General features: G+C 33.9%; 29 protein-coding genes. 19 read left to right on the forward strand and 10 right to left on the reverse strand.

Annotated features, from left to right (window positions below):
- Nucleotides 1-15: 15 nt before the first annotated feature.
- The 4 genes from WFZ85_RS05435 to WFZ85_RS05450 all read right to left on the reverse strand — a co-directional run bounded on the left by WFZ85_RS05435 (nt 16) and on the right by WFZ85_RS05450 (nt 5471).
- Nucleotides 16-714, reverse strand: coding sequence for an ABC transporter ATP-binding protein (locus WFZ85_RS05435; RefSeq protein WP_342695272.1), 699 nt, complete (start codon nt 712-714; stop codon nt 16-18).
- Nucleotides 715-805: 91 nt separating this feature from the next.
- A complete protein-coding gene (locus WFZ85_RS05440) occupies nt 806-1582 on the reverse strand; it encodes an O-methyltransferase (protein ID WP_342695273.1) in 777 nt (258 codons plus the stop codon).
- 70 nt (nt 1583-1652) lie between these two features.
- Entirely contained in the window at nt 1653-3521 is a 1869-nt protein-coding gene (locus WFZ85_RS05445; RefSeq protein WP_342695274.1) for an ABC-F family ATP-binding cassette domain-containing protein, read from the reverse strand.
- A gap of 99 nt (nt 3522-3620) precedes the next feature.
- Nucleotides 3621-5471, reverse strand: coding sequence for a CocE/NonD family hydrolase (locus WFZ85_RS05450; protein WP_342695275.1), 1851 nt, complete (start codon nt 5469-5471; stop codon nt 3621-3623).
- 94 nt (nt 5472-5565) lie between these two features.
- On the opposite strand from WFZ85_RS05450, the gene WFZ85_RS05455 reads away from it, so the two are divergent.
- The 13 genes from WFZ85_RS05455 to WFZ85_RS05515 all read left to right on the forward strand — a co-directional run bounded on the left by WFZ85_RS05455 (nt 5566) and on the right by WFZ85_RS05515 (nt 15497).
- A complete protein-coding gene (locus WFZ85_RS05455) occupies nt 5566-6696 on the forward strand; it encodes a glycosyltransferase family 2 protein (RefSeq protein WP_342695276.1) in 1131 nt (376 codons plus the stop codon).
- Between the two features lie 72 nt (nt 6697-6768).
- Nucleotides 6769-8079 (forward strand): dihydrolipoamide acetyltransferase family protein, encoded by a 1311-nt coding sequence (locus tag WFZ85_RS05460; RefSeq protein ID WP_342695277.1) that lies wholly within the window; start codon nt 6769-6771, stop codon nt 8077-8079.
- Nucleotides 8080-8288: 209 nt separating this feature from the next.
- A complete protein-coding gene (locus tag WFZ85_RS05465) occupies nt 8289-8816 on the forward strand; it encodes a hypothetical protein (protein WP_342695278.1) in 528 nt (175 codons plus the stop codon).
- A 126-nt stretch (nt 8817-8942) separates the two neighbouring features.
- On the forward strand, nt 8943-9713 hold the full coding sequence (locus WFZ85_RS05470) for a 3'-5' exonuclease (protein WP_342695279.1): 771 nt from the start codon (nt 8943-8945) through the stop codon (nt 9711-9713).
- A 65-nt stretch (nt 9714-9778) separates the two neighbouring features.
- Nucleotides 9779-10390: a fumarylacetoacetate hydrolase family protein gene (locus tag WFZ85_RS05475; protein ID WP_342695280.1), complete on the forward strand. Its 612-nt coding sequence runs from the start codon at nt 9779-9781 to the stop codon at nt 10388-10390.
- Nucleotides 10390-10734: an Hpt domain-containing protein gene (locus WFZ85_RS05480; protein WP_342695281.1), complete on the forward strand. Its 345-nt coding sequence runs from the start codon at nt 10390-10392 to the stop codon at nt 10732-10734. The genes WFZ85_RS05475 and WFZ85_RS05480 overlap by 1 nt, the downstream gene beginning before the upstream one ends.
- A 141-nt stretch (nt 10735-10875) precedes the next feature.
- Nucleotides 10876-12135, forward strand: a complete 1260-nt coding sequence (locus WFZ85_RS05485) for a CinA family nicotinamide mononucleotide deamidase-related protein (protein WP_342695282.1) — start codon at nt 10876-10878, stop codon at nt 12133-12135.
- Between the two features lie 153 nt (nt 12136-12288).
- Nucleotides 12289-12525, forward strand: coding sequence for a 50S ribosomal protein L28 (gene rpmB / locus WFZ85_RS05490; protein ID WP_121313180.1), 237 nt, complete (start codon nt 12289-12291; stop codon nt 12523-12525).
- Nucleotides 12526-12550: 25 nt separating this feature from the next.
- Nucleotides 12551-12733 (forward strand): 50S ribosomal protein L33, encoded by a 183-nt coding sequence (gene rpmG, locus WFZ85_RS05495; RefSeq protein WP_035126304.1) that lies wholly within the window; start codon nt 12551-12553, stop codon nt 12731-12733.
- 68 nt (nt 12734-12801) lie between these two features.
- The gene (locus WFZ85_RS05500) at nt 12802-12954 is read left to right on the forward strand and encodes a DUF4295 domain-containing protein (RefSeq protein ID WP_342695283.1); all 153 of its coding nucleotides are present in this window, start codon (nt 12802-12804) and stop codon (nt 12952-12954) included.
- A gap of 124 nt (nt 12955-13078) precedes the next feature.
- Nucleotides 13079-14032, forward strand: a complete 954-nt coding sequence (gene ftsY, locus WFZ85_RS05505) for a signal recognition particle-docking protein FtsY (protein WP_342695284.1) — start codon at nt 13079-13081, stop codon at nt 14030-14032.
- A 33-nt stretch (nt 14033-14065) separates the two neighbouring features.
- Nucleotides 14066-15313: a hypothetical protein gene (locus WFZ85_RS05510; RefSeq protein WP_342695285.1), complete on the forward strand. Its 1248-nt coding sequence runs from the start codon at nt 14066-14068 to the stop codon at nt 15311-15313.
- 4 nt (nt 15314-15317) lie between these two features.
- Complete coding sequence (locus WFZ85_RS05515; RefSeq protein WP_342695286.1) at nt 15318-15497, forward strand: hypothetical protein; 180 nt, start codon at nt 15318-15320, stop codon at nt 15495-15497.
- On the opposite strand, the gene WFZ85_RS05520 is transcribed toward WFZ85_RS05515, so the two are convergent.
- Nucleotides 15498-16571 (reverse strand): serine hydrolase domain-containing protein, encoded by a 1074-nt coding sequence (locus tag WFZ85_RS05520; protein ID WP_342695287.1) that lies wholly within the window; start codon nt 16569-16571, stop codon nt 15498-15500. It abuts the gene before it with no gap.
- Between the two features lie 122 nt (nt 16572-16693).
- Here WFZ85_RS05520 and WFZ85_RS05525 point away from each other — a divergent pair, with 122 nt between their 5' ends.
- From WFZ85_RS05525 to WFZ85_RS05535, 3 genes are all read left to right on the forward strand, one after another.
- Entirely contained in the window at nt 16694-17776 is a 1083-nt protein-coding gene (locus WFZ85_RS05525) for a site-specific DNA-methyltransferase (protein ID WP_342695288.1), read from the forward strand.
- Nucleotides 17777-17871: 95 nt separating this feature from the next.
- A complete protein-coding gene (locus WFZ85_RS05530) occupies nt 17872-18288 on the forward strand; it encodes a hypothetical protein (RefSeq protein ID WP_342695289.1) in 417 nt (138 codons plus the stop codon).
- A 47-nt stretch (nt 18289-18335) separates the two neighbouring features.
- Nucleotides 18336-18632, forward strand: coding sequence for a DciA family protein (locus WFZ85_RS05535; RefSeq protein ID WP_342695290.1), 297 nt, complete (start codon nt 18336-18338; stop codon nt 18630-18632).
- On the opposite strand, the gene WFZ85_RS05540 is transcribed toward WFZ85_RS05535, so the two are convergent.
- On the reverse strand, nt 18629-19072 hold the full coding sequence (locus WFZ85_RS05540; RefSeq protein WP_342695291.1) for a DUF4268 domain-containing protein: 444 nt from the start codon (nt 19070-19072) through the stop codon (nt 18629-18631). The genes WFZ85_RS05535 and WFZ85_RS05540 overlap by 4 nt on opposite strands.
- 60 nt (nt 19073-19132) lie before the next feature.
- Here WFZ85_RS05540 and WFZ85_RS05545 point away from each other — a divergent pair, with 60 nt between their 5' ends.
- The 3 genes from WFZ85_RS05545 to WFZ85_RS05555 all read left to right on the forward strand — a co-directional run bounded on the left by WFZ85_RS05545 (nt 19133) and on the right by WFZ85_RS05555 (nt 21587).
- Complete coding sequence (locus tag WFZ85_RS05545) at nt 19133-19777, forward strand: NUDIX hydrolase (RefSeq protein ID WP_342695292.1); 645 nt, start codon at nt 19133-19135, stop codon at nt 19775-19777.
- Between the two features lie 45 nt (nt 19778-19822).
- Nucleotides 19823-20659 carry a lysophospholipid acyltransferase family protein gene (locus tag WFZ85_RS05550; RefSeq protein ID WP_342695293.1) on the forward strand — a complete coding sequence of 279 codons (837 nt, stop codon included), beginning with the start codon at nt 19823-19825 and terminating at the stop codon, nt 20657-20659.
- Nucleotides 20660-21194: 535 nt separating this feature from the next.
- Nucleotides 21195-21587, forward strand: a complete 393-nt coding sequence (locus WFZ85_RS05555; protein WP_342695294.1) for a hypothetical protein — start codon at nt 21195-21197, stop codon at nt 21585-21587.
- Between the two features lie 450 nt (nt 21588-22037).
- Here the strand turns inward: WFZ85_RS05555 and WFZ85_RS05560 are convergent, their stop codons facing one another.
- The 4 genes from WFZ85_RS05560 to WFZ85_RS05575 form a co-directional block, all read right to left on the reverse strand.
- Complete coding sequence (locus tag WFZ85_RS05560; protein WP_342695295.1) at nt 22038-22406, reverse strand: hypothetical protein; 369 nt, start codon at nt 22404-22406, stop codon at nt 22038-22040.
- Between the two features lie 570 nt (nt 22407-22976).
- The gene (locus WFZ85_RS05565) at nt 22977-23831 is read right to left on the reverse strand and encodes a TraB/GumN family protein (RefSeq protein ID WP_342695296.1); all 855 of its coding nucleotides are present in this window, start codon (nt 23829-23831) and stop codon (nt 22977-22979) included.
- 1 nt (nt 23832) lies between these two features.
- On the reverse strand, nt 23833-24471 hold the full coding sequence (locus WFZ85_RS05570; protein ID WP_342695297.1) for a hypothetical protein: 639 nt from the start codon (nt 24469-24471) through the stop codon (nt 23833-23835).
- 5 nt (nt 24472-24476) lie between these two features.
- On the reverse strand, nt 24477-24971 hold the full coding sequence (locus WFZ85_RS05575) for an RNA polymerase sigma factor (protein ID WP_342695298.1): 495 nt from the start codon (nt 24969-24971) through the stop codon (nt 24477-24479).
- Between the last annotated feature and the right edge of the window lie 181 nt (nt 24972-25152).

Below are 25152 nucleotides of genomic sequence, written 5' to 3' on the forward strand. Positions count from 1 at the left end.
AGTGATTGGTGGCGACTATAAATGGTCTTTGTTTTCGGCATCGCTTTCGATTAATCCGTCGCGAAGGCGAATTATTCTGTGAGCATATTTGGCAATGTCTTCTTCGTGGGTTACAAGAATTACTGTATTTCCATTTTTATGAATTTCATTAAACAAATTCATGATTTCGACCGAAGTTTTACTATCTAAGTTACCTGTAGGTTCATCTGCCAAAATGATAGAAGGTTTATTAACTAATGCACGCGCCACGGCAACTCTCTGTCTTTGTCCGCCTGAAAGCTGGTTGGGCTGGTGATCCATTCTGTCTGATAATCCTACTTGTGTTAATACTTCAGTTGCACGTATGTTTCTGTCTGATTTTGAATAACCTGCGTAAATCATTGGTAGAGCAACATTATCTAAAGCCGTAGTTCTAGGTAATAAATTAAAGGTTTGGAAAACGAAGCCAATTTCTTTGTTTCTAATTTCCGCTAAATCATCGTCTTGCATTTGAGAAACGTCTTTTCCATTAAGAATATAGCTTCCAGAAGTTGGCGTGTCTAAACAGCCTAAAAGGTTCATTAGCGTGGATTTACCAGAACCTGATGGTCCCATTAATGCTACATATTCACCTTTATTTATTTGTAAATCAATACCTTTTAAAACGTTTATGGTTTCGTTGCCAAGTTGGAAATCTCTTTTGATTTGAGTTATGTTGATTAATGGATTTGCCATAAGATTTTTGATTGTCGATTAGCGTCCCGAATTTTCGGGATTGATTTCAGAGTTAAAGATAAGTATAATTTTAAACTTAGTTGTTACAAAATTACACTCTAATAATAAAATGTTCTTTTTTTTGTTCGGCTCTAAAGAATACAATTCCCCATTGAAAGGTATCGATAGTTACGGTAACTTTGGGATGATTTTTTATGGTTTCCCAAGCTTCTTCCATTTCTAAACTCCAATGAATATCGTCAAAAATCCATACGCTTTCGTTAGTACTAGTTGGCAATAAAAGTTCAAAATACTTAAGTGTTGCTTGTTTGGAATGGTTTCCGTCGAAATAGATTAGTTTCCAGTCGCAATTTTCAGTTGCAGTTTTCAAATAACCTGAAAATTCAGTATTTACAAATTTGATATTATTTAAATTTTGTAATTGACATTGATTTTTTGCAATTGCCATTGTTTGTGGACAACCTTCTAGTGTTTTTACTTTGGAATTTTTATTTCCAAGCGACAAAGCCGAAGTAGCTAATCCTAATGATGTGCCAATTTCTAGAATGGTTTCTGGTTGAAAATAGCGAACTATTCGGTATAATAATTCAGCTCTTTTTGGAGAAATTCCAGCGGTTTTGGCAATTTTTGAGATTTGTCTTTTGTTGGATTTAAAAACTCGTGAACCTGCGCCAAAATCCGTTACTTCAATGAAGTTTTTGTTTGTTAAAAGTGATTTCCGGTAGTTTTTTAGAATGGAATTTTCGGGATGTTTAGTTTTGTCATAAAAGCATTTCGTCACCAAATCAAAAACAAACGGCGAATGAACTCCGTGCTGATTCTTGGAGTTGTAGAGGAATTTTAGATATGATTTTATTTGTTGTAGCACAATTTTCAGTCACGGTTTTCAGTCACAGTTTTCAGTCTGTGAACTGAGACTGAGACTGAAAACTTTTTTATTACTCCATTTTAGAAGAAAGTTCAAACCAACGTTCTTCTTTTTCTTCTAGTTTTTTAATGATTTTTTCCAATTCGTTGGCTTTATTGGTAATATCTTCATCAGCAACTTTTCCTTCGGCAAAAAGATTTTCGATTTGTTTTTTTTCATATTCCAAATCTTTTATTTCACGCTCAATCTTGTTGAATTCCTTTTGCTCGTTGAAATTTAAACCAGCAGCAGTCGAGTTGTTTTGTTTCCAGCTATTTTTCTCCGTATTAACCGAATTTAATTCTTTTTTGGTTGGTTCCGAACTGTCTTCATACGCTCTAAAATCGGAATAATTTCCTGGGAAATCTTCAATTTGTCCTTCGCCACGGAAAATGAATAAATGATCCACAATTTTGTCCATAAAATATCTATCGTGCGACACTACAAGCAAACATCCAGGATAATCCAAAAGGAAACTTTCCAAAACATTTAGCGTAACAATATCCAAATCATTCGTTGGTTCATCCAGAATAAGAAAGTTGGGATTTTGGATTAATACCGTACACAAATACAATCGTTTCAATTCGCCACCGCTTAATTTTTCAACAAAATCATATTGTTTTTTAGCGTCAAAAAGAAAACGTTCCAATAATTGCGAAGCCGAAATAATTTTCCCTTTCGTCAGCGGAATGAACTCGCCATATTCTTTGATAATGTCGATTACTTTTTGTCCTGGTTTTGGGTTAATGCCGCTTTGGGTGTAATAACCCACTTTAATCGTTTCGCCAATAACAACTTTTCCACTATCTGGAACCATTGTTTTGGTTAAAATATTTAGAAACGTCGATTTTCCTGTTCCGTTTTTACCAATAATTCCAATGCGTTCACCACGTTGAAAATCATACGTAAAATTGTCGAGAATAACTTTGTCTTTGAATTTTTTAAACAATTTGTGAAGCTCAATAATTTTGCTTCCCATTCGTTCCATATTGATTTCCAATTCCACCACATTTTCCTTTCTGCGGCTTTCGGCAACTTCTTTGATTTTATAAAAATCATCCTGACGTGATTTCGATTTAGTTGTTCTAGCCTTAGGTTGTCTTCGCATCCAAGCCAATTCTTTTACAAACAAGTTTTGCGCTTTGTCTATCGATGAATTTTCCATCGCAATTCGCTCTTCTTTTTTCTGTAAATAGTAGGAGTAATTGCCTTTGTACGAATACAATTTTCCGTTATCAAGTTCAATAATTTCGTTACAAACACGTTCTAAGAAAAATCGATCGTGCGTAACCATGAAAAGCGTAATGTTTTCTTTAGCAAAATAACTTTCCAACCATTCAATCATTTCCAAATCCAAATGGTTCGTTGGTTCATCCAAAATCAACAAATCTGGACGATTAATCAAAATAATTGCCAAAGACAAACGCTTTTTTTGTCCACCCGAAAGCGATTTCACTTTCAGTTTCAAATCGTCCAATTTCAGTTTGGACAAAATTTGCTTGAACTGCGTTTCAAAATCCCAAGCATTATGACGATCCATTTCATCAAAAGCCAATTGGTATTTTTCCTCATCTTCAGGGTTTTCCAACGCTTTTTCATAGCGTTCAATCACCTTTAAAACATCGTGATCACTAGCAAAAATACTTTCCTCAATAGTCAGTTCGTCTTGTAAATTATTATTCTGCGACAAAAACGCCATTTTTATCCCTTTTCTAATGATAATTTGTCCAGTATCAGGTTCATCGTCACCATTAATCATGCGCATAATTTGGGTTTTTCCCGAACCATTTTTGGCAATAAAAGCAATTTTTTGGTCTTTATTTATACCAAATGATATGTCCTGAAACAGCGTTCTTTCGCCAAAAGATTTCGATATATTTTCTACTGAAAGGTAATTCACAACTATTTTTTTAAGACTGCAAAAATAGTTTAATGTTAGCGAGGAAACAATGTTTATCGCTAAATAAAAAAGCTGCCATTACTGACAGCTTATCGTTATTTATTTGAGAACATCAACTTCCAAATGACTATCGTCAAAAACTTTTATAAAGGCTTTGGTATAATCTTCTTTGGTAACTAAATATGGATTTTCAACAAATTTTTGTGCATTTACAGCAATTAATGGATACCATGTACTCTGAATTTGTACTTGAATTTTATGTCCTTTTTTGAATGTGTGTAAAACATCTTGCAATCTAAAGTTAACTTCTGTAAGGTTATTTGGTGTCAGTGGTTCTGGTTTTTCAAAACTCGTTCGAAAACGCGCTGGCATTACTTCACTTCTTACCATTTGATGATAATTAGCATAAAGTACATTTGCTTTATCGCTATTCTGAGGTTCGTCAGCAGGATAAATATCAATTAGTTTTACAATAAAATCCGCATCAGTGGAAGTGGTTTCTATTTTAAGTTTTGCCAATATTTCGCCAGCGAGCGTAATATCATCGGTCAAATAATCAGTTGTAAAAGTGACTACATCAGGTCTGCTTAGGGCAAAACGTTGGTCTTCTGACATGTAATTTCTGGGCGTAAAACCATTATATTCTGCATAATTAATACTACTTGGAACAGGTTTGTTCGGGTCGCTATAATATTCTGTATGCTTGTTGCTGGCAGATTTATTAGTTTCTAATTTACCATTGGCACTGCAATAGAACTTGATTTTGACACTTTCTTTTGGTGGCCAAGATGCAAATTCATTCCATGCTTTTTTTCCCGTATCAAACATAAAAGCTTCCGGAAGTTTCGCAGCATCTTTTGATTTTTCTTTGAGGTAATGATTGAAGAATTTGTATTCGATATTTTTTTGATAATACGTTGCAATACTATCGCCAAAATAAATATCGTTATGAAAATGTTTTCCGTTTTCTCTAGACCAACCGCCGTGAGAAAATGGTCCCATAACTAAGGTGTTTTTTGCTTTTGGGTTATTTTTTTCAATGGTTTTGTAAATATTTAATGGTCCGGCTAAATCTTCGGCGTCAAACCAACCACCAACGGTCATCACGGCATGATTAATACCTTTTAAATGCGGAAGTAAATTTCGCGATTGCCAAAATTCATCATAGTTAGGATGACTAACAATTTCTTGCATGAAAAAATTGTCTTTATAGTATTTGTCAACACCTTCTTTTAGCGTTCCCATTTCGTTATAAAAAATAGAACCATCTCTGGAAGTAGTTTTTATGGATTGATCAGTATACCATGCTTTGTTTTCTGCTTTTGTTTTTTGTACGCCAAAAACAGGGAAAGTTTTAAAATAGCCCATCAAAAATGCACCATTATGATGAAAATCATCAAAAAAGAAATCAGAAATTGGCGCTTGTGGAGAAGAAGCAACCAAAGCCGGATGATTGGCTAAAGCACCAACTGCGGCATAAAATCCGGGATAAGATGTGCCATATTGACCTACTTTTCCGTTATTGTATTTTATGTTTTTAATTAACCATTCTACAGTGTCATAAGTATCAGTACTTTCATCAATATCTTTCTTTGTTTTGTGGGCTACTTGTGGTGTCATGTTTGTAAAAATGCCTTCGCTCATATATCTTCCTCTAACATCTTGGTAAACATATATGTATTTATCTTTTAGCAAATATTGATTTGGTCCTAATGATTTTTTGAAATTTTCTTCTCCATACGGTGCAATACTATAACATGTTCTTTGCATTAAAATGGGATATTTTTTCTCTTCAGAAATGTCTTTTGGCGAGTAAATTGCCGTAAATAATTTTGTTCCATCGCGCATTTCAATATAAACTTCTTTTTTATCAAAATTTTTTTTAATGTCTTCTTGCGAGAACACAACAATGGATATTAAAAGTAAAACGGTTGTTGTTAAAATTTTCATTTTTAAATTATTTTTTGAATTTCGAAGATACTATGTTTTTCTATAAATAAACATTGAGGACTGTTAAAATTAAAGTTTTAATTATATTCGCATCATGCAACTATCGGTAATAATCCTAAATTATAACGTACGTTATTTTCTCGAACTCTGCATTTTGAGTGTGCAAAAAGCCATACAAAATGTCGATGCCGAAATTATAGTTGTCGACAATAATTCTTCTGATGAAAGTTGTGCAATGATGAGCCGTTGTTTTCCCAATGTTACGCTAATTCAAAACACAGCAAATTTAGGATTTCCAAAAGGCAATAACATTGGCGTGGCTCAGGCCAAAGGAGAATATATTTGCATATTAAATCCCGATACAGTCGTTGCCGAAGATACATTTGAAAAAGTATTGGCTTTCGCCAAAAGCAAAGTAAATTTAGGAATTGTTGGATGCAAACTTATTGACGGAACAGGAAACTTCTTGCCTGAAAGCAAACGAGGAGTTCCTACACCTTGGGTTGCTTTCACCAAAATCTTTGGATTGTATAAAATTTCAAAAAGTTTCGGAAAATATTATGCGGAGCATTTAACCCAAAACCAAACGGGTAAAGTGGATATTCTTGTTGGAGCTTTCATGGTTATGAAACGCGAATTGTATACTGAAATAGGTGGCTTTGATGAAAAATGTTTCATGTATTCCGATGATATTGATTTGAGTTATATGGTGTTACAAAGAGGAAAAGGCAACTATTATTTTCATGAAACAACAATTATTCATTATAAAGGCGAAAGTACGGTTCGAGATGGAACGTATATGAAGCGTTTTCAAGAAGCCATGAATTTTTTCTATAAAAAGCATTTCAATCCCTCTTTTTTCTTTACTGTTTTTATGAAAATTGGAAGTTTTATGTTCAGTTTGGTTAAAAAAAGCCAACAAAAAAATAAAACGATTTCCATTGATGAAACCATTTTATTTTCAAAAGAAATTACTGAATTATCTGATTTCATGGGCGTCAAACATTATTTTGATTTGAACGAATTCAAATTAAGTTCCACAAATAGTTATCAACTTGTCTTTGATTTAAATTCATATAGTTTTGTGGAAATTATTGATGCTATGCAAAGATTAAAAGCTAAAAATATTGTTTTTAAAATGTATCTATCCAAAAATAATTACCTTATTGGTAGCAACAACGCAAACGATATAGGTGAAATTATAAATTTATCAAAAATTGCATAATTCGTAGTGTTTGCTTAAAACAATTACTATTTTTGCAACAAAAATAAAACCACACAACATTAGTTTACATATATGGCAAAGTTTGAATTGAAATTACCTAAAATGGGTGAAAGCGTTGCGGAAGCAACAATAACTAATTGGCTTAAAAATGTCGGCGATAACATTGCAATGGATGAAGCTGTTTTGGAAATTGCTACTGATAAAGTAGATAGCGAAGTGCCTAGTGAAGTTTCGGGAATTTTGGTGGAACAGCTTTTTGGTAAAGATGATGTGGTGAAAGTAGGTCAAACGATTGCAATTATTGAAACCGAAGGCGCAAGTAATGAAGCATCGAAAAGTGTTGATGTTGCTACGCCAATTATTGCTGAAATTGAGAAAACTATCCACGTTGCCAAAGAAATTGTAGCGGTAGCCGATTTTAAATCGTCGGAAAAATTCTTTTCTCCGTTAGTAAAAAATATTGCTCAACAAGAAGGTGTTACTATTGCAGAGTTAGAAAATATTGCAGGTTCTGGAAAAGAAGGAAGAGTTACTAAAGAGGATATTTTGAAATTTATAGAAAGTAGGAAGTTGAAAGTAGGAAGTCAACCGGTTGTTGTTTCAGCACCAGTTTCACAACCCGAAACTCTCAACTTGCAGCCTGCAGCGCAAGCTGTTCCAGTTTCCGTAAATGGTGGTGACGAAATTATTGAAATGGACCGAATGCGTAAACTGATTTCAGGTTACATGGTTGCTTCTGTACAAACATCGGCTCACGTGCAATCTTTTATTGAAGTAGATGTTACAAATATCGTGAAATGGAGAGATAAAGTGAAAGGTGCTTTTGAAAAACGTGAAGGCGAAAAATTGACCTTCACACCAATTTTCATGGAAGCAGTTGCTCGAGCTTTAAAAGATTTCCCAGGAATGAATATTTCTGTTGATGGTGATTATATTATTAAAAAGAAAAATATTAACCTTGGAATGGCTGCGGCTTTGCCAAATGGCAACCTAATTGTTCCCGTCATAAAAAATGCGGATCAATTAAATCTTGTTGGCATGGCAAAAGCAGTGAATGATTTAGGAAATCGTGCGAAAGCCGGAAAATTAAAACCAGACGATACGCAAGGTGGAACATATACGGTAACAAATGTGGGAACTTTTGGTTCTGTATTCGGTACTCCAATCATTAATCAACCGCAGGTTGGGATTTTAGCCCTTGGTGCCATTAGAAAAGTACCTGCTGTTATCGAAACTCCAGAAGGTGATTTCATAGGCATTCGTCAAAAAATGTTTTTATCACACAGTTATGACCACAGAGTTGTTGACGGTGCGCTTGGTGGAAGCTTTGTAAAGAGAGTAGCCGATTATCTTGAAGCTTTTGATGTGAACAGAGAATATTAAACTAGTAAATCCGCATAATTGATATGCCCCAAATAGTTAAAGTCTTTTTGGGGCTTTTTATATCTATAAAATAGCAAATAGACTGTCTTTAGTACCTTTTACATACTAATAAATATAGCGACGCTAATTGTACAAATTTCAAGTGAAATTGTGTAACACTGCGCAAGGATATCTGTTATAACTTTGCTCATAATTTAAAAAGTAAAATCATGAAAAATGCAATTATTTACACCATTTCCTTACTAGTCTTTTCTATCTCGTATGCACAAGAAATTAAAACTACTATTGTGGTAGACTCTGCTCAGGTAAAAATGGATGCCAGCAAATCAATTATAGAGGATAGAAAAGCACAATTAAAAGCGGATAAAAAAGATCAAAAGGACATTCGATTTGAACAAAATAGAGCGGACAAAAAGTCGACTATGGAGAGAAAAGAGTTAGCAAAGAAACAAAAACAACTTAAAAAAGACCAAAGAGAAGTGCAAAGTGAAAATCGAGCTATTGAAAACACTAATCGAGATTTGAACAAAGCTAACAGTACGGAAATAAAATTAAATGAAAGATTAATTAAAGCCAACAAAAATTTAGTAAAAGCGCAATCAAAATTTGAAAGAGCACAATTAAGAGGAAATTTAACCCCTGTTGAAAAAAGTAAGTTCGAGTTGGATCTTACAAAAAAGCAACTCAAAGTCAAAGAGATAGAAGAGGATATTGCTAACCTTTCGACAGCAAATTAATATACTGCGTTTTACTTTACTAACCAGAAAAATCCGATGCTTGCATCGGATTTTTTTTGTAAAATAATCATAAAATTAACCATCGGTAAGTGCAATATTTTATATTTGCCGACTTAATAATTTATAATGGAATTAAAACTTACACGTCCTATTTGCTTTTTTGATTTGGAAACCACTGGTATTGATGTAGCTAAAGATAGAATTGTAGAAATTTCCATTTTCAAAGTATTTCCTAATGGGAATAAAGAAAGTAAAACATGGCTTGTAAATCCGACAATTCCTATTCCTCCACAAGTTACAGCAGTTCATGGTATTACCAACGAAAAAGTAGCTAATGAACCAACTTTCAGAGAATTGGCAGGACAAATTTACAATATGATTAAAGACTCAGATCTAGCGGGTTTTAATTCAGACAGATTTGATATTCCACTTTTAGCAGAAGAATTACTCCGAGCAGAAGTAGATTTTGACATGAAAAATAGAGTGTCGGTAGACGTACAAACTATTTTTCATAAAAAAGAAGAGCGAACTTTAAGCGCAGCATTAAAATTCTATTGTGGTACGACATTAGAAAATGCCCATAGTGCCGAAGCCGATACTATGGCAACCTACGAAATATTAAAAGCACAGTTAGACCGATATGATGATTTAGAAAACGATATGAAATCGCTCGCCGAATTTACTACTCGTAAAAAATCAGTCGATTTTGCTGGTTTTATTGCTTTGAATGCCGAAGGAAAAGAAATCTTTACCTTTGGAAAACATAAAGGCGCTTTAGTTGACGATGTTTTAGATAAAGAACCAGGTTATTTTGGATGGATACAAAATGCGGATTTTCCTTTATACACCAAAAAAGTACTGACCGGAATCAAATTGAGAAAGTTAAACACAAAATAGTATTCAGTAATTAGTGTTCAGTAAACAGACTGATAACTAAAAACTGATTACTGAACACTTTAGAAATGAAAATAATTTGCATCGGAAGAAATTATGTAAATCACATTGCTGAGCTTAACAATGAGCGACCAGCAGAACCTGTCATTTTTTTAAAGCCCGATACAGCAATTTTACCCAAGAAAACACCATTTGTTATACCAGAATTTAGTAACGAAATTCACCATGAAATTGAGGTGTTGGTCAAAATAAATAAAGTTGGAAAATATATTGACACTAAGTTTGCTCATAAGTATTACGACGAAATTGGACTAGGAATTGATTTTACGGCAAGAGATGTTCAAAACAAATTAAAAGAAAAAGGGTTGCCGTGGGAAAAAGCTAAAGCATTTGACGGTTCAGCAATAATTGGAGACTTTTTTCCAAAAATTGACTTTTGTTCATTAGAAAATATTACTTTTGAATTGACTAATAATGGAAAGACCGTTCAAAAAGGAAACACAAGTCACATGTTGTGGAAAATTGATGATATAGTTTCTTATGTATCACAATATTTTACATTAAAAAAAGGAGATATTATTTTCACAGGTACACCTGAAGGCGTTGCGAAAGTAGCACCAAATGATTATCTAGAAGGATTTATAGAAAATAAAAGAGTATTAAGATTACATATTAAATAATGGCAATAAACTACAACTTAGCAAAAGTATATGCACTTTCAGACAACGATCCTGAATTTGTTATGCAAATCATTACGTTATTTGTAACCGAAGTTCCCGAGGACATAAAGCAAATTGATTTAGGCATTAAAAACAAAGACCACAAACTAGCTTATTCCTATGCACATAAAATAAAACCAAGTTTGGATTTATTAGGAATGTCTGTGGCATTTGAGGAAATTCTGCAAGTAGAAGCTTGGACAAAAAGAGAAGGCAAACGTAGAGAAATTGTCGACACTTTTGAAAGTATTCAAAATCAAGTAGAAAAAGCGGTTAAAGAAATTAAAAAAGATTTCGAAATATAAAATTTGAAGCAAAAGGTTCGGGAATTATCAATAATAGTAATTCCCGCTTTTCGTTTTACTTCGTGCCACTACAATCGGGGCTATTGAACCATCAACTTGAATTTTTATAAACATATTCTAAAATCAGTTACATTTTAACTAATGAAAGCAGCTATAGTCACCATTGGAGACGAAATCCTTATCGGACAAATTATTGATACAAATTCGAGTTTTATTGCCAAAGAATTAGATAAAATAGGTGTGCAAACCATCGAAATGCTTTCTATTTCCGACGATAAAAATCACATTATAGACACTTTTATTTCCTTGCAAGACAGAGTTGAATTGGTAATAATTACTGGTGGTTTAGGTCCAACCAAAGATGATATCACAAAAAAAACATTTTGCGATTATTTTGAAGATGTTTACGTCAGAAATCAAGAAGTAGAAAATCATATTGTTGCATTATTTAACAAGCTAAATTTTACGCCAACACAAGTTAATAAAGACCAAGCGCTATTGCCTTCGAAAGCCCAAGTTTTAATGAATAATTACGGAACTGCTGCCGGAATGTGGATGAAAAAAGGAAAGACCGTTTTTGTTTCAATGCCTGGCGTTCCTTATGAAATGAGGGGAATTGTAAGCGAGCAACTCATTCCCAAAATTGCATCTGAATTCAAAAGACCATATATTATTCATAAAACAATTATGACCTATGGTCAAGGCGAAAGCATCATTGCAGAACGAATAGAACAATGGGAAAACAACCTTCCAGACTTTATAAAACTGGCCTATTTGCCAAGTCCAGGAAGAGTTCGACTAAGGATGACAGCTCGAGGTGAAAACAAAGAAATTCTAGAAAATACCATTCAAGAAATGGTTCAAACATTATCAAAAATTATTGGTGATATAATCGTAGGATTTGATGAAGATGAAACCATTGAAGTCGTTGTGGGAAGAATGTTAAAAGAACAAGGCAAAAGTATTTCCACAGCAGAAAGTTGTACAGGTGGAAAAATTGCTCAAATACTAACTTCAGTAGCAGGAGCATCAAATTATTTTAGAGGAAGTGTGGTTAGTTATGCAACAGATACCAAAGTTTCCATACTTAGTGTATCTCAAACTACAATCGATAAATATTCAGTTGTAAGTGCCGAAGTTGCCCAAGAAATGGCAATTGGCATTCAAAAATTGATGAAAACTGATTACGCCATTGCAACAACAGGAAATGCTGGTCCAAGTAAAGAAGATGGGAAATCAGAATTAGGAACTGTTTTTATTGCAATAGCAACACCCGATGATATTATTGTTGCCGAATTTAATTTTGGCCAACCACGCGTTAAAGTCATTGATAGAACCGTAAATAAAGCATTAGAAATGCTTCAGTCTGCAATTTTGAATATAGAAATACACCAAAATTAAATTGTTAATAAAATTGTTTACAAAAGGTTCACTTATTTGTCAATAAAAATCAAATTAAAAAAAAGGAAAAAATCTACGATAATATTTTTGTTACACTGATTTATTTTACTTAAGTTTGCACCCTCGAATTGAATAACGATAAAAGAAAACATAATGTCAAGAGTTTGTGACCTTACGGGTAAAAGAGCGATGGTAGGAAATAATGTTTCTCACGCTATGAACAAAACTAAGAGAAAATTTTCTGTAAACTTAGTTAAAAAACGTTTCTATCTTGCTGAAGAAGACAGATGGATTACGCTAAGAGTAGCCGCATCTACTATTAAAACAATAAATAAAAATGGACTGGCTGCAGTTTTGAAAAAAGCAAAGGTCGAAGGATTTATTAAATAATCTACTCCTACAAAAATAAAGCAAGATGGCAAAGAAAGGTAATAGAATACAAGTTATTTTAGAGTGTACTGAGCACAAAGGAACAGGTCTTCCTGGAACTTCTCGTTACATCACAAACAAAAACAAAAAAAATACTCCAGATAGACTAGAGATTAAAAAGTTTAATCCAATCTTAAAGAGAATGACTGTTCATAAAGAAATTAAATAATTAAAAATTTTAATACATTCTCGTTTGATTTTTCTCGGGATTGATAAAATTGTAAATACTCATTAGACATGGCAAAGAAAACCGTTGCATCGTTACAAACAGCTTCAAAAAGATTAACCAAAGCTATTAAAATGGTTAAGTCTCCAAAAACAGGCGCATACATTTTTCAAGAAAGCATCATGACGCCCGAAGAAGTTGATAGTTTCCTTAATAAGAAATAATTTAAACAACTCTCTATAACAAAGCTACTTTCAAACGAGAGTAGCTTTTTTATTTTATATATTTGCTTCGCCTGATTACGATCGCTCAGGTAAGTTACATTTTAGAATTTTCAATCGATAACCAATGAGTTTTTTCAAAAGAATATTTTCAACAGAAAAAAAAGAGACCTTAGATAAAGGCTTGGAACAAACCAAGACTTCATTTTTTTCTAAATTAACTAAAGCCGTTGCAGGAAAATCGAAAGTTGACGATGAAGTTTTAGATAATCTGGAAGAAGTTCTAGTATCATCCGATGTTGGCGTGAATACTACGTTAAAAATAATAGAAAGAATTGAAGAACGTGTTTCACGAGACAAATATCTTGGAACAGACGAATTAAATGCCATTCTTCGTGAAGAAATAGCTGGTTTGCTCTCTGAAACCAAATCAGGTGAAGATACTGAGTTTACCATTCCGCTAAACAAAAAGCCCTATGTTATAATGGTCGTGGGCGTAAATGGTGTGGGAAAAACAACTACAATAGGTAAATTAGCCCATCAATTTAATAAAGCAGGATACAAAGTTGTACTTGGTGCAGCTGATACTTTTCGTGCTGCAGCAATTGACCAATTACAAATTTGGGCCGATAGAGTAGGAGTTCCATTGGTTAAACAACAAATGGGAAGCGATCCAGCTTCTGTAGCTTTTGATACATTGCAGAGTGCGGTTAACCAAAATGCCGATGTCGTAATTATTGATACAGCTGGGCGTTTACATAACAAAGTAAATTTGATGGCTGAGTTAACCAAAGTAAAACGTGTGATGCAAAAAGTGGTTATCGATGCGCCACACGATGTGTTATTAGTTTTGGATGGTTCAACAGGTCAAAATGCTTTTGAGCAAGCCAAACAGTTTACCGCAGCAACCGAGGTAACCTGCCTTGCTGTAACTAAATTAGATGGCACTGCAAAAGGTGGCGTTGTAATAGGTATTTCAGACCAGTTTCAAATTCCAGTAAAATATATTGGAGTAGGAGAAGGTATTGAAGATTTGCAAGTGTTTAATAAACACGAGTTTGTTGACTCTTTTTTTAAATAATAATATGATTTTTTAATTTTAATAAGCTCAATTATGAGAATGTTCTCTCTCTTTTTTCTTGTAGTTCCGTTTTTTGTTTTTTCACAAAAAAAATTTTCTCCAGGTTACTACATTGATCAAAATAATGTTAAAAATGAAGGTTTTATCGAGGACAGGGTTCCAAGTAATAATCCGGTCCGCATTTTTTTTAAAACTTCGTTTGATAGTCCAAGTGGCGAGGTTTTGATAGCTAATATTAAAGAATTTAAAATTAGTTCTGATTATAAATACGTAAGATATGATGTTGAGTACGATTACGACCAGACCGCAGAGCGAGATGCCTTAACTATTTTTGGTGCTGAACCAAATTTGAAATCAAAGTCAGTTTTACTAAAGGTTTTAGTTGAAGGAAAAATTTCGCTTTACAAAGCAACTATCGATGACGAAGTTTTTTATTACATCAAGGGCGAAAATGACGTAAAACCTGAATTGTTAGTATACAGAAAGTATAACCTTGAAAATAAAATTAGAGAAAATAATGCGTACAGAAAAACATTGTTTGAAAAAATGGAATCAGATATTATTTCTATGAATGATGTATTCAAGTTAAAATATGATGAAAAAAGTTTAGTTCCTGTTTTTATTAAATACAATAAAAATAATAATTCATTGGTCGAACAAAATATTGATATCAATCGTGAAAAAAACAAGTTTTACTATAAAGTTTTAATAGGAACAAGCTCATTTACTTCGACGTATGGTTTTAACAATAGATTTGATTTAAAATCAGATAATAATTTCGTGAATCCTATGATTGGTTTTGAATTGAGCAATGTTCTTGGTACAAATTCCAAGCGTGCTGAAATATTTGGTAGACTTTTTTATCAACAGGCGTCGATTTTTTCAGAATTTACTACCACTCCACCTTTTTTTTTCCCCGATATTGATATGTCCTCAAATTTTAGTTCCTTAAACTTAAGTGCAGGTTATCGACACGCCTTCTTTAAAACGGAAAGAAATAAATTTTTTGTTGATGGTTCTATGGGCTTGTCATCAATAATTAACGGTGAGGTAAATATAAAGACATTCAATCGTGATCAAATCCTTATAGGAGAAGGTATTATTGAAGATTTTAGTTTACAACTTTTTTTTACTGTAGGTTGCGGTTATACTATGAATAATAGATATTCAATAAACTTAGAATACTCTTTTCCTAAAAACTACCTTAATCAGTATGGGCCTTTGCAGAATGGAGGTTTTTCAAGTTTAAATTTGATTTTCACTTATACGTTAAATAAATAGAAGTATGAACAAAGTTTTAGATATTATAAAAGGTTCTCCTATAAAACTAATTTTAATAGCCTTAGGTTTTGTGGGAATTAGTCATTTTTTACAAAAACCTTTCCCAAATATTTTTATGGGCTTGCGATTATTGGCTTTTATTCTTCTCGTTTATGGTGTAATTCGATTAATAGATAGAAAATAGCTATTCGAACAAGTCATTAATCTTAGACCATAATTCATTATCAAATCCAGATAATCCAAATGTTGGGTTGGATGGGTTGGCTACTTCACCCATTCTAATGATGACCAATTTTTTGCTTGGGACAACATATATCTTTTGATCATTTTTGCCTAAGGCCGCATACATATCCGCTGGGGCATTTGGTATTATTTCTCCCGAAAATTGGAACTGTGTTTGAGGCAATCTAAAGCTAGAAGTACCGTTTATCCACCACATATAACCATACGCTTGATTTAATGTTTGTGAAGTTGTGGTTGCTTGGTTAAAATAATTCTCATTTACAATTGTCGTTCCATTCCATTTTCCTCTGTTTAAAGATAACAATCCAAAACGAGCCATGCTTCTGCTATTACTCCAATAAACGCTCAAATCTTCACCACTATTGAGCCACGCACCGCCAGTCATTCCTATTTTATCTCTTAATTTTGTATTGAAATAATTGGGCCAAGTTTGTCCGCTAGTGGTTGCTACAATATCTTGTAATTTTACGTATACGTTATGATAAGCCCAGCGAGTTCCTGCATCAGCTACATATTGTAAATTGGCTGGAGAAACATTATCACCTAGTGCATCGTTTAACCCTGAATTCATCGACAGCAGGTTTTTAACGGTTATTAAATTTTCCTTTGCTAACGGTGCGCTGGTCCAACCTGTTCCTAAATAATCTGAAACTTTGTTGTTTATGTTCAGTAATCCTTCGTCTTGAGCAATTCCCGTGACAGCTGTTGTCAAGGTTTTTCCCGCGCTTGCCCAATACCATGGCGAACTTGCATTGTGACCGTTGAAATAGTTTTCCATGACAATTCTTCCATTTACTAAAACAATGAATGATTTTGTATTGGTTTCATTCAAATAATTCAAAAGTGGTTGCACCGCGTTTTGGTTCCAGCCCAAATCAGCTATGGTTTTGGTTTCCCAAGTTGCACTTCCATCATTGGGTGGAAAATACATTTGTTCTTCGGGAGTTGAAGAACTGTCAGAACTACAACTAAAAAGAGAAACTACCAATAGCGAAAGAAGGAATATATTTTTCATAACAGTGTTTTATTTGTCGTAAGACCCTAAATGTATAAAATAGTTTAATGTTGATAACATTAATTTCATTTCTTGAGATTTTATGGAGTTAAAAATTTAAATTTGTGAAATAAGTAAATTTCATGTCAACCATCGGTTCATTAGCTTTAAACTCCATTCATCAGGGCGATTGTGTTGCTTTGTTAAAACAAATTCCAGACAATTCAGTCGATTTAATTTTTGCTGATCCACCCTATAATTTACAATTGAATGGCGAATTAACCAGACCCAATCAAACTAAAGTCGATGCGGTAGATGATGAATGGGACAAGTTTGCTAGCATGGAAATCTATGATGCCTTTACCACTGATTGGTTAAAAGAATGTCATAGAGTTTTGAAAAATACAGGCAGTATTTGGGTTATTGGAACCTATCATAATATTTTTCGAGTGGGTGCTTCATTGCAAGATTTAGGTTTTTGGATGTTGAATGACGTCGTTTGGATAAAGACCAATCCGATGCCCAATTTTAAAGGAACGCGATTTAATAATGCACATGAAACCATGCTTTGGGCAGCCAAATCAGAAAAATCGAAGTACACTTTTCACTACCATTCCATGAAAACAATGAACGACGATTTGCAGATGAGAAGTGATTGGTTCATTCCTATTTGTCAAGGAGAAGAGCGTTTGAAAGTAAACGGACAAAAAGCTCATTCCACTCAAAAACCAGAGGAACTGTTATATCGGGTAATTTTATCGAGTTCCAATGTGGGCGATATTGTTCTCGATCCATTTTCTGGAAGCGGTACAACGGCAGCGGTTGCTAAAAAACTAGGCAGAAATTTTATAGCTTTCGAAAGAGAACCATTTTATATCGATGTGGCCAATAATCGTTTGAAGGAAATAATTCCTATAAAAGATAGTTTATTGGAATATAAAGTAGAAGTCAAAAAACCAAAAGTACCTTTCATCAATTTAATCGATAAAGAGTTTATAAAGGTCGGCGATTTTCTTTTTTCTAAAGACGAAAAACATACTGCTCAAGTTCAAGCCGATTCGTCTATTGAAAGTAATGGTTTTGCCGGTTCTATTCATAAGGTAAGTGCTCATGTTTTGGGCAAAGAAAGTAACAATGGATGGACGTTTTGGTATGTAAAACAACAAGGAAAATTGATTTCTATTGATGATTTAAGAGAAGCATTTGCTAATCAATATTTAAGATAAAATGACATCGCCACTAAAAATTAGTTTGTTGAAAACAAATTTCAATAATTAAAAGGCGATTGCATATGACTTTAAAAAACAAATAAAAGCGACTAATGAAAAAAATTGGATTATTACTGCTCACAATTCTGCTGATTTCCTGTCAATCTGAAGTGAAAAAAGAAGACTTGGTAAAAATTAACGGCTATTGGGAAATTAAAGAGGTAGAAATGGCTAATGGCGAAACCAAGGATTACAAAATCAATGAAACGATTGATTTTTTTGAACTTAAGAACAACGCTGGTTTTCGTCAAAAACTGATGCCACAGTTTAATGGAACCTATAGCACTAATGGTATCAAAGAATTAATCAAAGTTGTTAGAAAAGATAAAGCTTTTTTTATAGAATATAACACGACTTATGGTAAATGGCAGGAAGAAATTCTTGAAATTGCCGACTCTACTTTGGTATTGAAGAATAAAGCAAATTTGGAATATACGTATAAAAGATACAAACCATTTTCATTGAAATAAAACTGATATGAGCGTGGCGAACTGACGCAGTAAATAAATGCAACAAAATGGCAAAAAGACTAAGTAACGAAAGCGCAATTGGCGATGTTTTAAAAGAGTTTATCCAAACGAATAAACTTCAAAGCGGCATGGACAAAATTGATGTAGAAGCGGCTTGGAAATCATTGATGGGTAATGGTGTAAATAGTTATACCAAAGAGGTCGTGCTGAAAGGTTCGACGCTATATGTGTCGCTAACATCGGCAGTGTTAAGAGAAGAACTAAGTTTTGGCAAAGAAAAAATCATCAAAATGATTAATGATGAGTTGCGCAAAGAAGTAGTAACCGCTGTTGTGCTGCGTTAAGTATTGGTTTCTAAATCTTTAATGTAATCCTCATATTCGTAAAAGAAGAGTTCAAATTGTGTCATCGTTTCGTTGAAGAAATCGAAAATCTCGGGCCAATACTTTCTGTTATTCAAACTTACTTCTCCTTTTTCTACCCAAATTCTGCTGATTACCTTTCCTGTTTCGAGGTAAAAATTGCGTTCTAAAATAGCTTCGGGAAGATAGTCTTCTATTAGAATGGTTTTGAGCGACTCTATTTTTTCGAAGTATATTTTTCGTTTTTCTTCCTCTTTGGGCTCAATGTCTAACAGTACTTGGGCTTTTTTGTTATCAATAAAAAACTTGAAAGTAACATCTTTAATTTTAGTATCATAAAGCAACCATTTTTTGGGATATGCGGCTGCGAAAGCCGTCCAAAATTCTTTTTTAATTTGCAGTGTTTCTTCTTTGCTATACATTTAATAGGTGTAAAATGGGATTGCTTTCTATTTTTAAAGTAACTTTATGGTTCAAAACTGATGAACATGCACTTTGATGTCTTTTTAGAACATGCGCCAAAAATATTAAATGTTGCCCTACCAGCAGCAAAAGCTCATGCAAAAATGGCACCTGCTAATCGATTGGATTTGTTGAAGAACATCAATTTTGAATTGATAACTCCAAGAAAAGCCGCTGTTTTAATGCTTTTTTATCCCAAAAAAAGTCTGACCCATTTGGCGTTGATAGTGCGCACCTCGTATAACGGTGTTCATTCTTCGCAAATTGCTTTTCCTGGTGGCAAGGTTGAAGATGACGATGTTAATCTTCAGTTTACCGCGGTGAGAGAAACACACGAAGAAATTGGCATTCATCCCAATCATATTGTGGTGGTTCGTCCTTTTACCGAAGTGTATATTCCGCCAAGCAATTTTATGGTCTATCCTTTTATGGGCTATAGCAAAAACGAACTCCATTTTACTTTGCAAGAAGAGGAAGTAGCGGGTATTGTAGAATTGCCTATCACTGATTTTTTGGATGACACTCTTGTAAAGCATGTTACGATGGAAACTTCCTATGCTGGTGCGATTGAAGTGCCCGGATTTAAAGTAAATGAGCATTTTATTTGGGGTGCCACCGCCATGATGATGAGCGAATTGAAAGAGTCTTTGAAATTAGTTTTATAACGTTTTACTGTTTAAATTTGCTGTCCTTAAATACATATAGATAGTATGGGTTTAGTAAAGAGAAATCCTTTTGGTCATATACTTTTTGTAAAAAAATGGTTAATCCGAGTTTTTGGTGTAATCACACACCGACGTTATCGTGGATTTAACGAATTGCAAATTGATGGTTCAGAAATCATTAAAACGTTGCCCGAAAAAAACGTGTTGTTTATATCCAATCATCAAACCTATTTTGCCGATGTTGTAGCCATGTTTCATGTGTTTAATGCTAGTCTTTCGGGAAGGCAGGACAGTATAAAAAACATTGGTTATTTATGGCAACCCAAGATGAATATTTATTATGTAGCGGCTAGCGAGACCATGAAGGCGGGTATATTACCTAGAATTATGGCTTATGTAGGCGCGATTACTGTAGAACGAACGTGGCGTGCCGGTGGAAAAGACGTTACGGAAAAAAAAGAAGTAAACCCAAATGATACCGAAAATATTAAAATGGCGCTCGAAGACGGCTGGGTGATTACTTTTCCGCAAGGAACGACTAAGTCTTTTAAACCCGTTAGAAAAGGAACCGCACACATTATTAAACAGCATAAACCTATTGTAGTACCTATAGTTATTGACGGTTTTCGTCGTTCGTTTGACAAAAAAGGATTGCGACTAAAGAAGAAAAATATCCTGCAATCGTTTATTATCAAAGAACCACTAGAGATAGATTATGACAACGAAACGATAGAACAAATTGTTGAAAAGCTAGAGTATGCTATAGAGCAACATCCATCGTTCCTGAAGGTAATTCCTGCCGAGGAAATTGCCGAGAAAGAACGCCTGCACAAACTGAGAAAATGGCAAGTGGATAAAGAAGACATTGATAAAGAGCAGTAACGAATAAATCCCTATATAAGAGGGATTTTTTTGTGGGTGTGGATGGTAAAGCTGTTCAAACAGTTTATTTTCTGTTTTATTTATTCTTGCTCAAAGTCGGGGGACTTTGCGCAGCTGGGGTAAAAAAGAATACAAAACAACCCAACTACGCCCGTGGTTGAGTAGAAAAGAATACAAAACAACCCAACTACGCCCGTGGTTTAGTAGAAAAGAATACAAAACAACCCAACTACGCCCGTGGTTGAGTAAAAAAGAATTCAAAACAACCCAACTACGCCCGTGGTTGAGTAGAAAAGAATACAAAACAACCCAACTACGCCCGTGGTTGAGTAAAAATCAATTGTGTTGGAGGTGTTTTTTTGCACAATTTTATATTTCCATAATGGGCTTTTATTTTTGTTTATGGGCACGGATTGCAAATCCGCGCTATCGGGCTTCTTTTTTAAAAGTTAAGATTCTTGAATAAATAATTTTAATTTTCTACTTTTAATTATATTTGTAGAGTAAATGTTCATGCAACTATATATTTTAATTTATGTCTAAATTAACAAAAACTCCTCTTGAGAATCAACCAGAAGAAGATACAGTACGAATCAAAGGTACCGTTTTAATTGTTGAAGCAACAGTGATTAGTGGAAAAGATGGAGATCATTTTGTATCTATTTTACCATCTCTGATGATAAGTGGATATGGCTCTACAGAACAAGAAGCTATGGATTCTTTAGACGAAAATATAGAAACATTTTGTGAAGATTTCATGAAATTGAACCATGAACAAAGAAAATCAGAATTGACTAAACTTGGATTTTCACAAGTTCCTTATCACACTAAAAATTTCTCCAAATTGTACGTTGATGAAAATGGCCTAATACAAGGTCTACAGAACGTAACCATTAAAAAAAATAAGCAATACAAAGTTGCTTGCTAATTTTTTGTGAATGGGTAATAATAGACCAGTAAAAACAAAGGATTGGGTTGCATTCCTTAAAGCTCATGACTGCAAGTATCTGCGAACAAAAGCATCTCATGACCATTATAAATGTCCAGGATGTATGCGTACAATCACTCATCGTGAAAAAGACAAAGATATACCTTCTTTGCATCTAAGAACTAACCTGTTTAGTATGGGTTTAACTATTGACTATCTGTACAAGTGGATAGATGATAATTGTTAAAAAAATGTTCTAATTTTCTGCTTTCGTTTTAGAGTTACCGCCAACGTTCAGCCGATTCTCGTCAGTTGCGAACTTCGTATATTACTTTTTTATTTTGTTTTTGGACATGTATTACAAATCTGTGCGATTGGGTTATTCGAGTTGCACCAAAGGTTGTTTGGGTTGCATTGTTGCACAAAGTCTCGTGACCTTGAGGTTTAATTTTAAACCAGTTTTTGATTATATTTGGTAATAGATGCAAAATAAAACATTAAGCATTTTTTGAGTTTACACAAAATTCTGTCCAGTCTCTCGAGGAAGTAAATAACTTCAAAGTTGCTCCTCAAAACTCCGCTGGCGAAGTTAATAACCTCTTCGAGAAAGTTAATAACCTCTTCGAGGAAGTAAATAACCTCGTCGAGGAAGTAAATAACCTCTTCGAGGAAGTAAATAACTTCAAAGTTGCTCCTCAAAACTCCGCTGGCGAAGTTAATAACCTCTTCGAGGAAGTTAATAACCTCTTCGAGGAAGTAAATAACCTCCTCGAGGAAGTAGATAACCTCGTCGAGGAAGCAAAAAACCTCTTCGAACAAGCAAAAAGCCTCTTCGAAGAAGCAAATAACCTCTTCGAAGAAGCAAAAAACCTCTTCGAAGAAGCAAAAAGCCTGTTATTAAGAGTAGTGACCCTTAATTTAAGGAGTAAAAGCTTAATTTAACGACTTAAAGCTTAATTTAAGGAATAAAAGCTTAATTTAAGCAGTGATCGGTTAACTTTTTGACACGATGCTGCAAGATGTGCAAAACAAAAAAATCCCTTTCAGTTTGTAAAAAAAGCGACTTATTTTCAAAATAATGACACTATCCCGCAAAGTGTGTAAGTTAAAAAATAATGGGGTTTGACTTTTTAATTAAAGTTGAACCCTTTTTTCTAACGTTTTCAAGTTCTGTTTCTGTTAGTTTAATTTTTGTCATACATACTGTCAGGGAAATGTGTAATTCATAATTTTAATTCACGATTTGATTTTGAAATTATTTCATACTCAAACAACATAGTTTTGTTTCACTTTATTTTTCGAATGTAGTTAATAATTTCCCTTTTCAATTAAGCGAAATCTTTCCTTAATGAAATAAAAAGCCCCAATCTCTTGGGGCTTACTTGTTACTTATTTTACTGGTTCTATTGTATATCCTGCTTTTCGCAGTAGTTTAACAACTCCTTGTTCGCCGCCGAGATGGGCTGCACCCACTCCAAAAAAGGTTGGTTTTTCTTTCGCAATTTTATCAATTCGGCTAATCCAGTTTTTATTGCGGTCGTTCAGCATCACATCGGTATATTTTGACGTCATTACGTTTTCTGATTTTTGGGTAAAATCATATATGGCTTCAATATCTTCGGTTTTGTAGAGCGCCAACATGTCGTTTATTTCTGCAATGTCTCTTTTTAAATTGCTTTTGGCGGTTTTCACTAGCTCGTCCATTTGGTCTTGATAGGATATGGCGTCAAAAACATTCATCTGCTCGGCTATGGTTTCTAAACCAATAACCTCTTCGTTTTGGGCTTTCCCAATTTTCATTAATTCTGTTTCCACTGATTGGGCTTCGCAAGGCAACATTTTTGGATATAACATGGCCGATACCATAAATGGCTTTAGGGTAGTTAACATCTCTGCGGAGTAACCCAATTGTGCTTTCAGAAAATCATCCACAATTTTAAAATCATCGGCAGGCGCTAAGGATTTCATGGTTACACCGTCTTTCATCATCATTCCTTGCATCATCTGGGCTTGCATGTTGGCATCATCCATGTCTAGTTCTAAACATAGCTGTTCTGTATTGTCTAGTGCTTTTTTTACTTTGTCGGATAGAGCGGCATCACAAGTAATGTGGATGGTTCCAAACAAATAGGAGGGTTTTGAAAGTCCGTTTCCAGAAATTTTCCACAACAACGAATTGTTATTGTTTTGGGCATTCGTCAGATTGACGATTACTGCTGCGATAAGAAGTGCTACTTTTGTCATTTTATAAATCTATTTTTTTAAGTTCTTTGTAATTGGCATTGAGTTTTCTCAGTAAAATGCCGTAGAGTAGTCGGTAAAATAGCCAAAAGGCACTAATTAATATCACAAGTGCAAAGCCTAAAATCAAAATTACTTTAATCAAAATCCAATGGCTTTGGTCGTGAGCCATCTTTTCTTTCAGCGCACTCATGTCGGGGTTGTACAGAAAACCGATGGCAAAACCTAGCAGTGTGCAGAAAAAAATCATACTTAAGTTATACCATACGTAGTTTTGCACCGTTTTTCGGGTTTTTAAAATATCAGACATCAACTGTTTGGTGGAAGTGATGGTAGAAATTTTGGTATAATTTTTATAGAAAAGATAAATAAATCCGCCAACAACAAGATAGTTTACATAGGTTAATATTTTTAAATAGATTAAAAAATCTTCCGCATGTAGGCTTTTTATGGCATCATCGGTATTAAAAAGGATGCCAATTCCCGACCATAAAATAATTTCTAAAATGCTTATAATCAAAATCCATTTTACAATAGACGATGATTTTTTATGTAGCATTTTATAAATTTCTTTTTCAGATACTTGTTCAAAAGAATGGTTTTCTTTTTTCCAAGCTTTTTTTAGTAAATCCAACTCTTCCATAATCCTCAGGGATTTAATATTTTTTTTAATTTTCCTTTTATTCTGTTCATTTTCACTCTGGCATTGACTTCGCTTATTCCCAGTGTTTCTGATATTTCGGTATAATCTTTATCTTCTAGATATAAGAAAACTAGGGCTTTCTCGATGTCGTTGAGCTGCTGCACCGCTTGATACATCAGTTTGATTTGTTCTTCTTCTTCGTGGTTGTAATCCTCTGGATTAATAAAGTGATACTGCCCTTCGAAGGAGATGGTGGAAACACTTCGGGTACTTTTTCTATATAAAGTAATAGCCGTGTTTAGTGCCACGCGATAAGCCCATGTTGAAAACTTAGAATCGCCTCTAAACTTTGGGAATGCTTTCCAGAGCTGTATGGTGATTTCTTGAAACAAATCGTTATGTGCGTCTTGTCCGGTTGTATACAATCGGCATATTTTATGGATAATGTTTTGATTATCCTTAAGCTGCTTTACAAATGATTGTTCTAAGTGGTCACTCATGTTTTCGTTAGTATAAGGAATGCAGGTTTTGTTACATTTTCAAAAGTACAAATTTTAGTTTGCGGGATGATGGTCTTTTTAAACACATAGATACATAGGTTTTTATAATTTATAATAGGCGTTTCACTTTAGAATAGTAAATCATAGCTGTGTGAAGTCAACATATGAGCGATTAATGTTA

It is taken from the genome of Flavobacterium aureirubrum (genome assembly GCF_038739835.1).
GTDB classification, from domain to species: domain Bacteria; phylum Bacteroidota; class Bacteroidia; order Flavobacteriales; family Flavobacteriaceae; genus Flavobacterium; species Flavobacterium aureirubrum.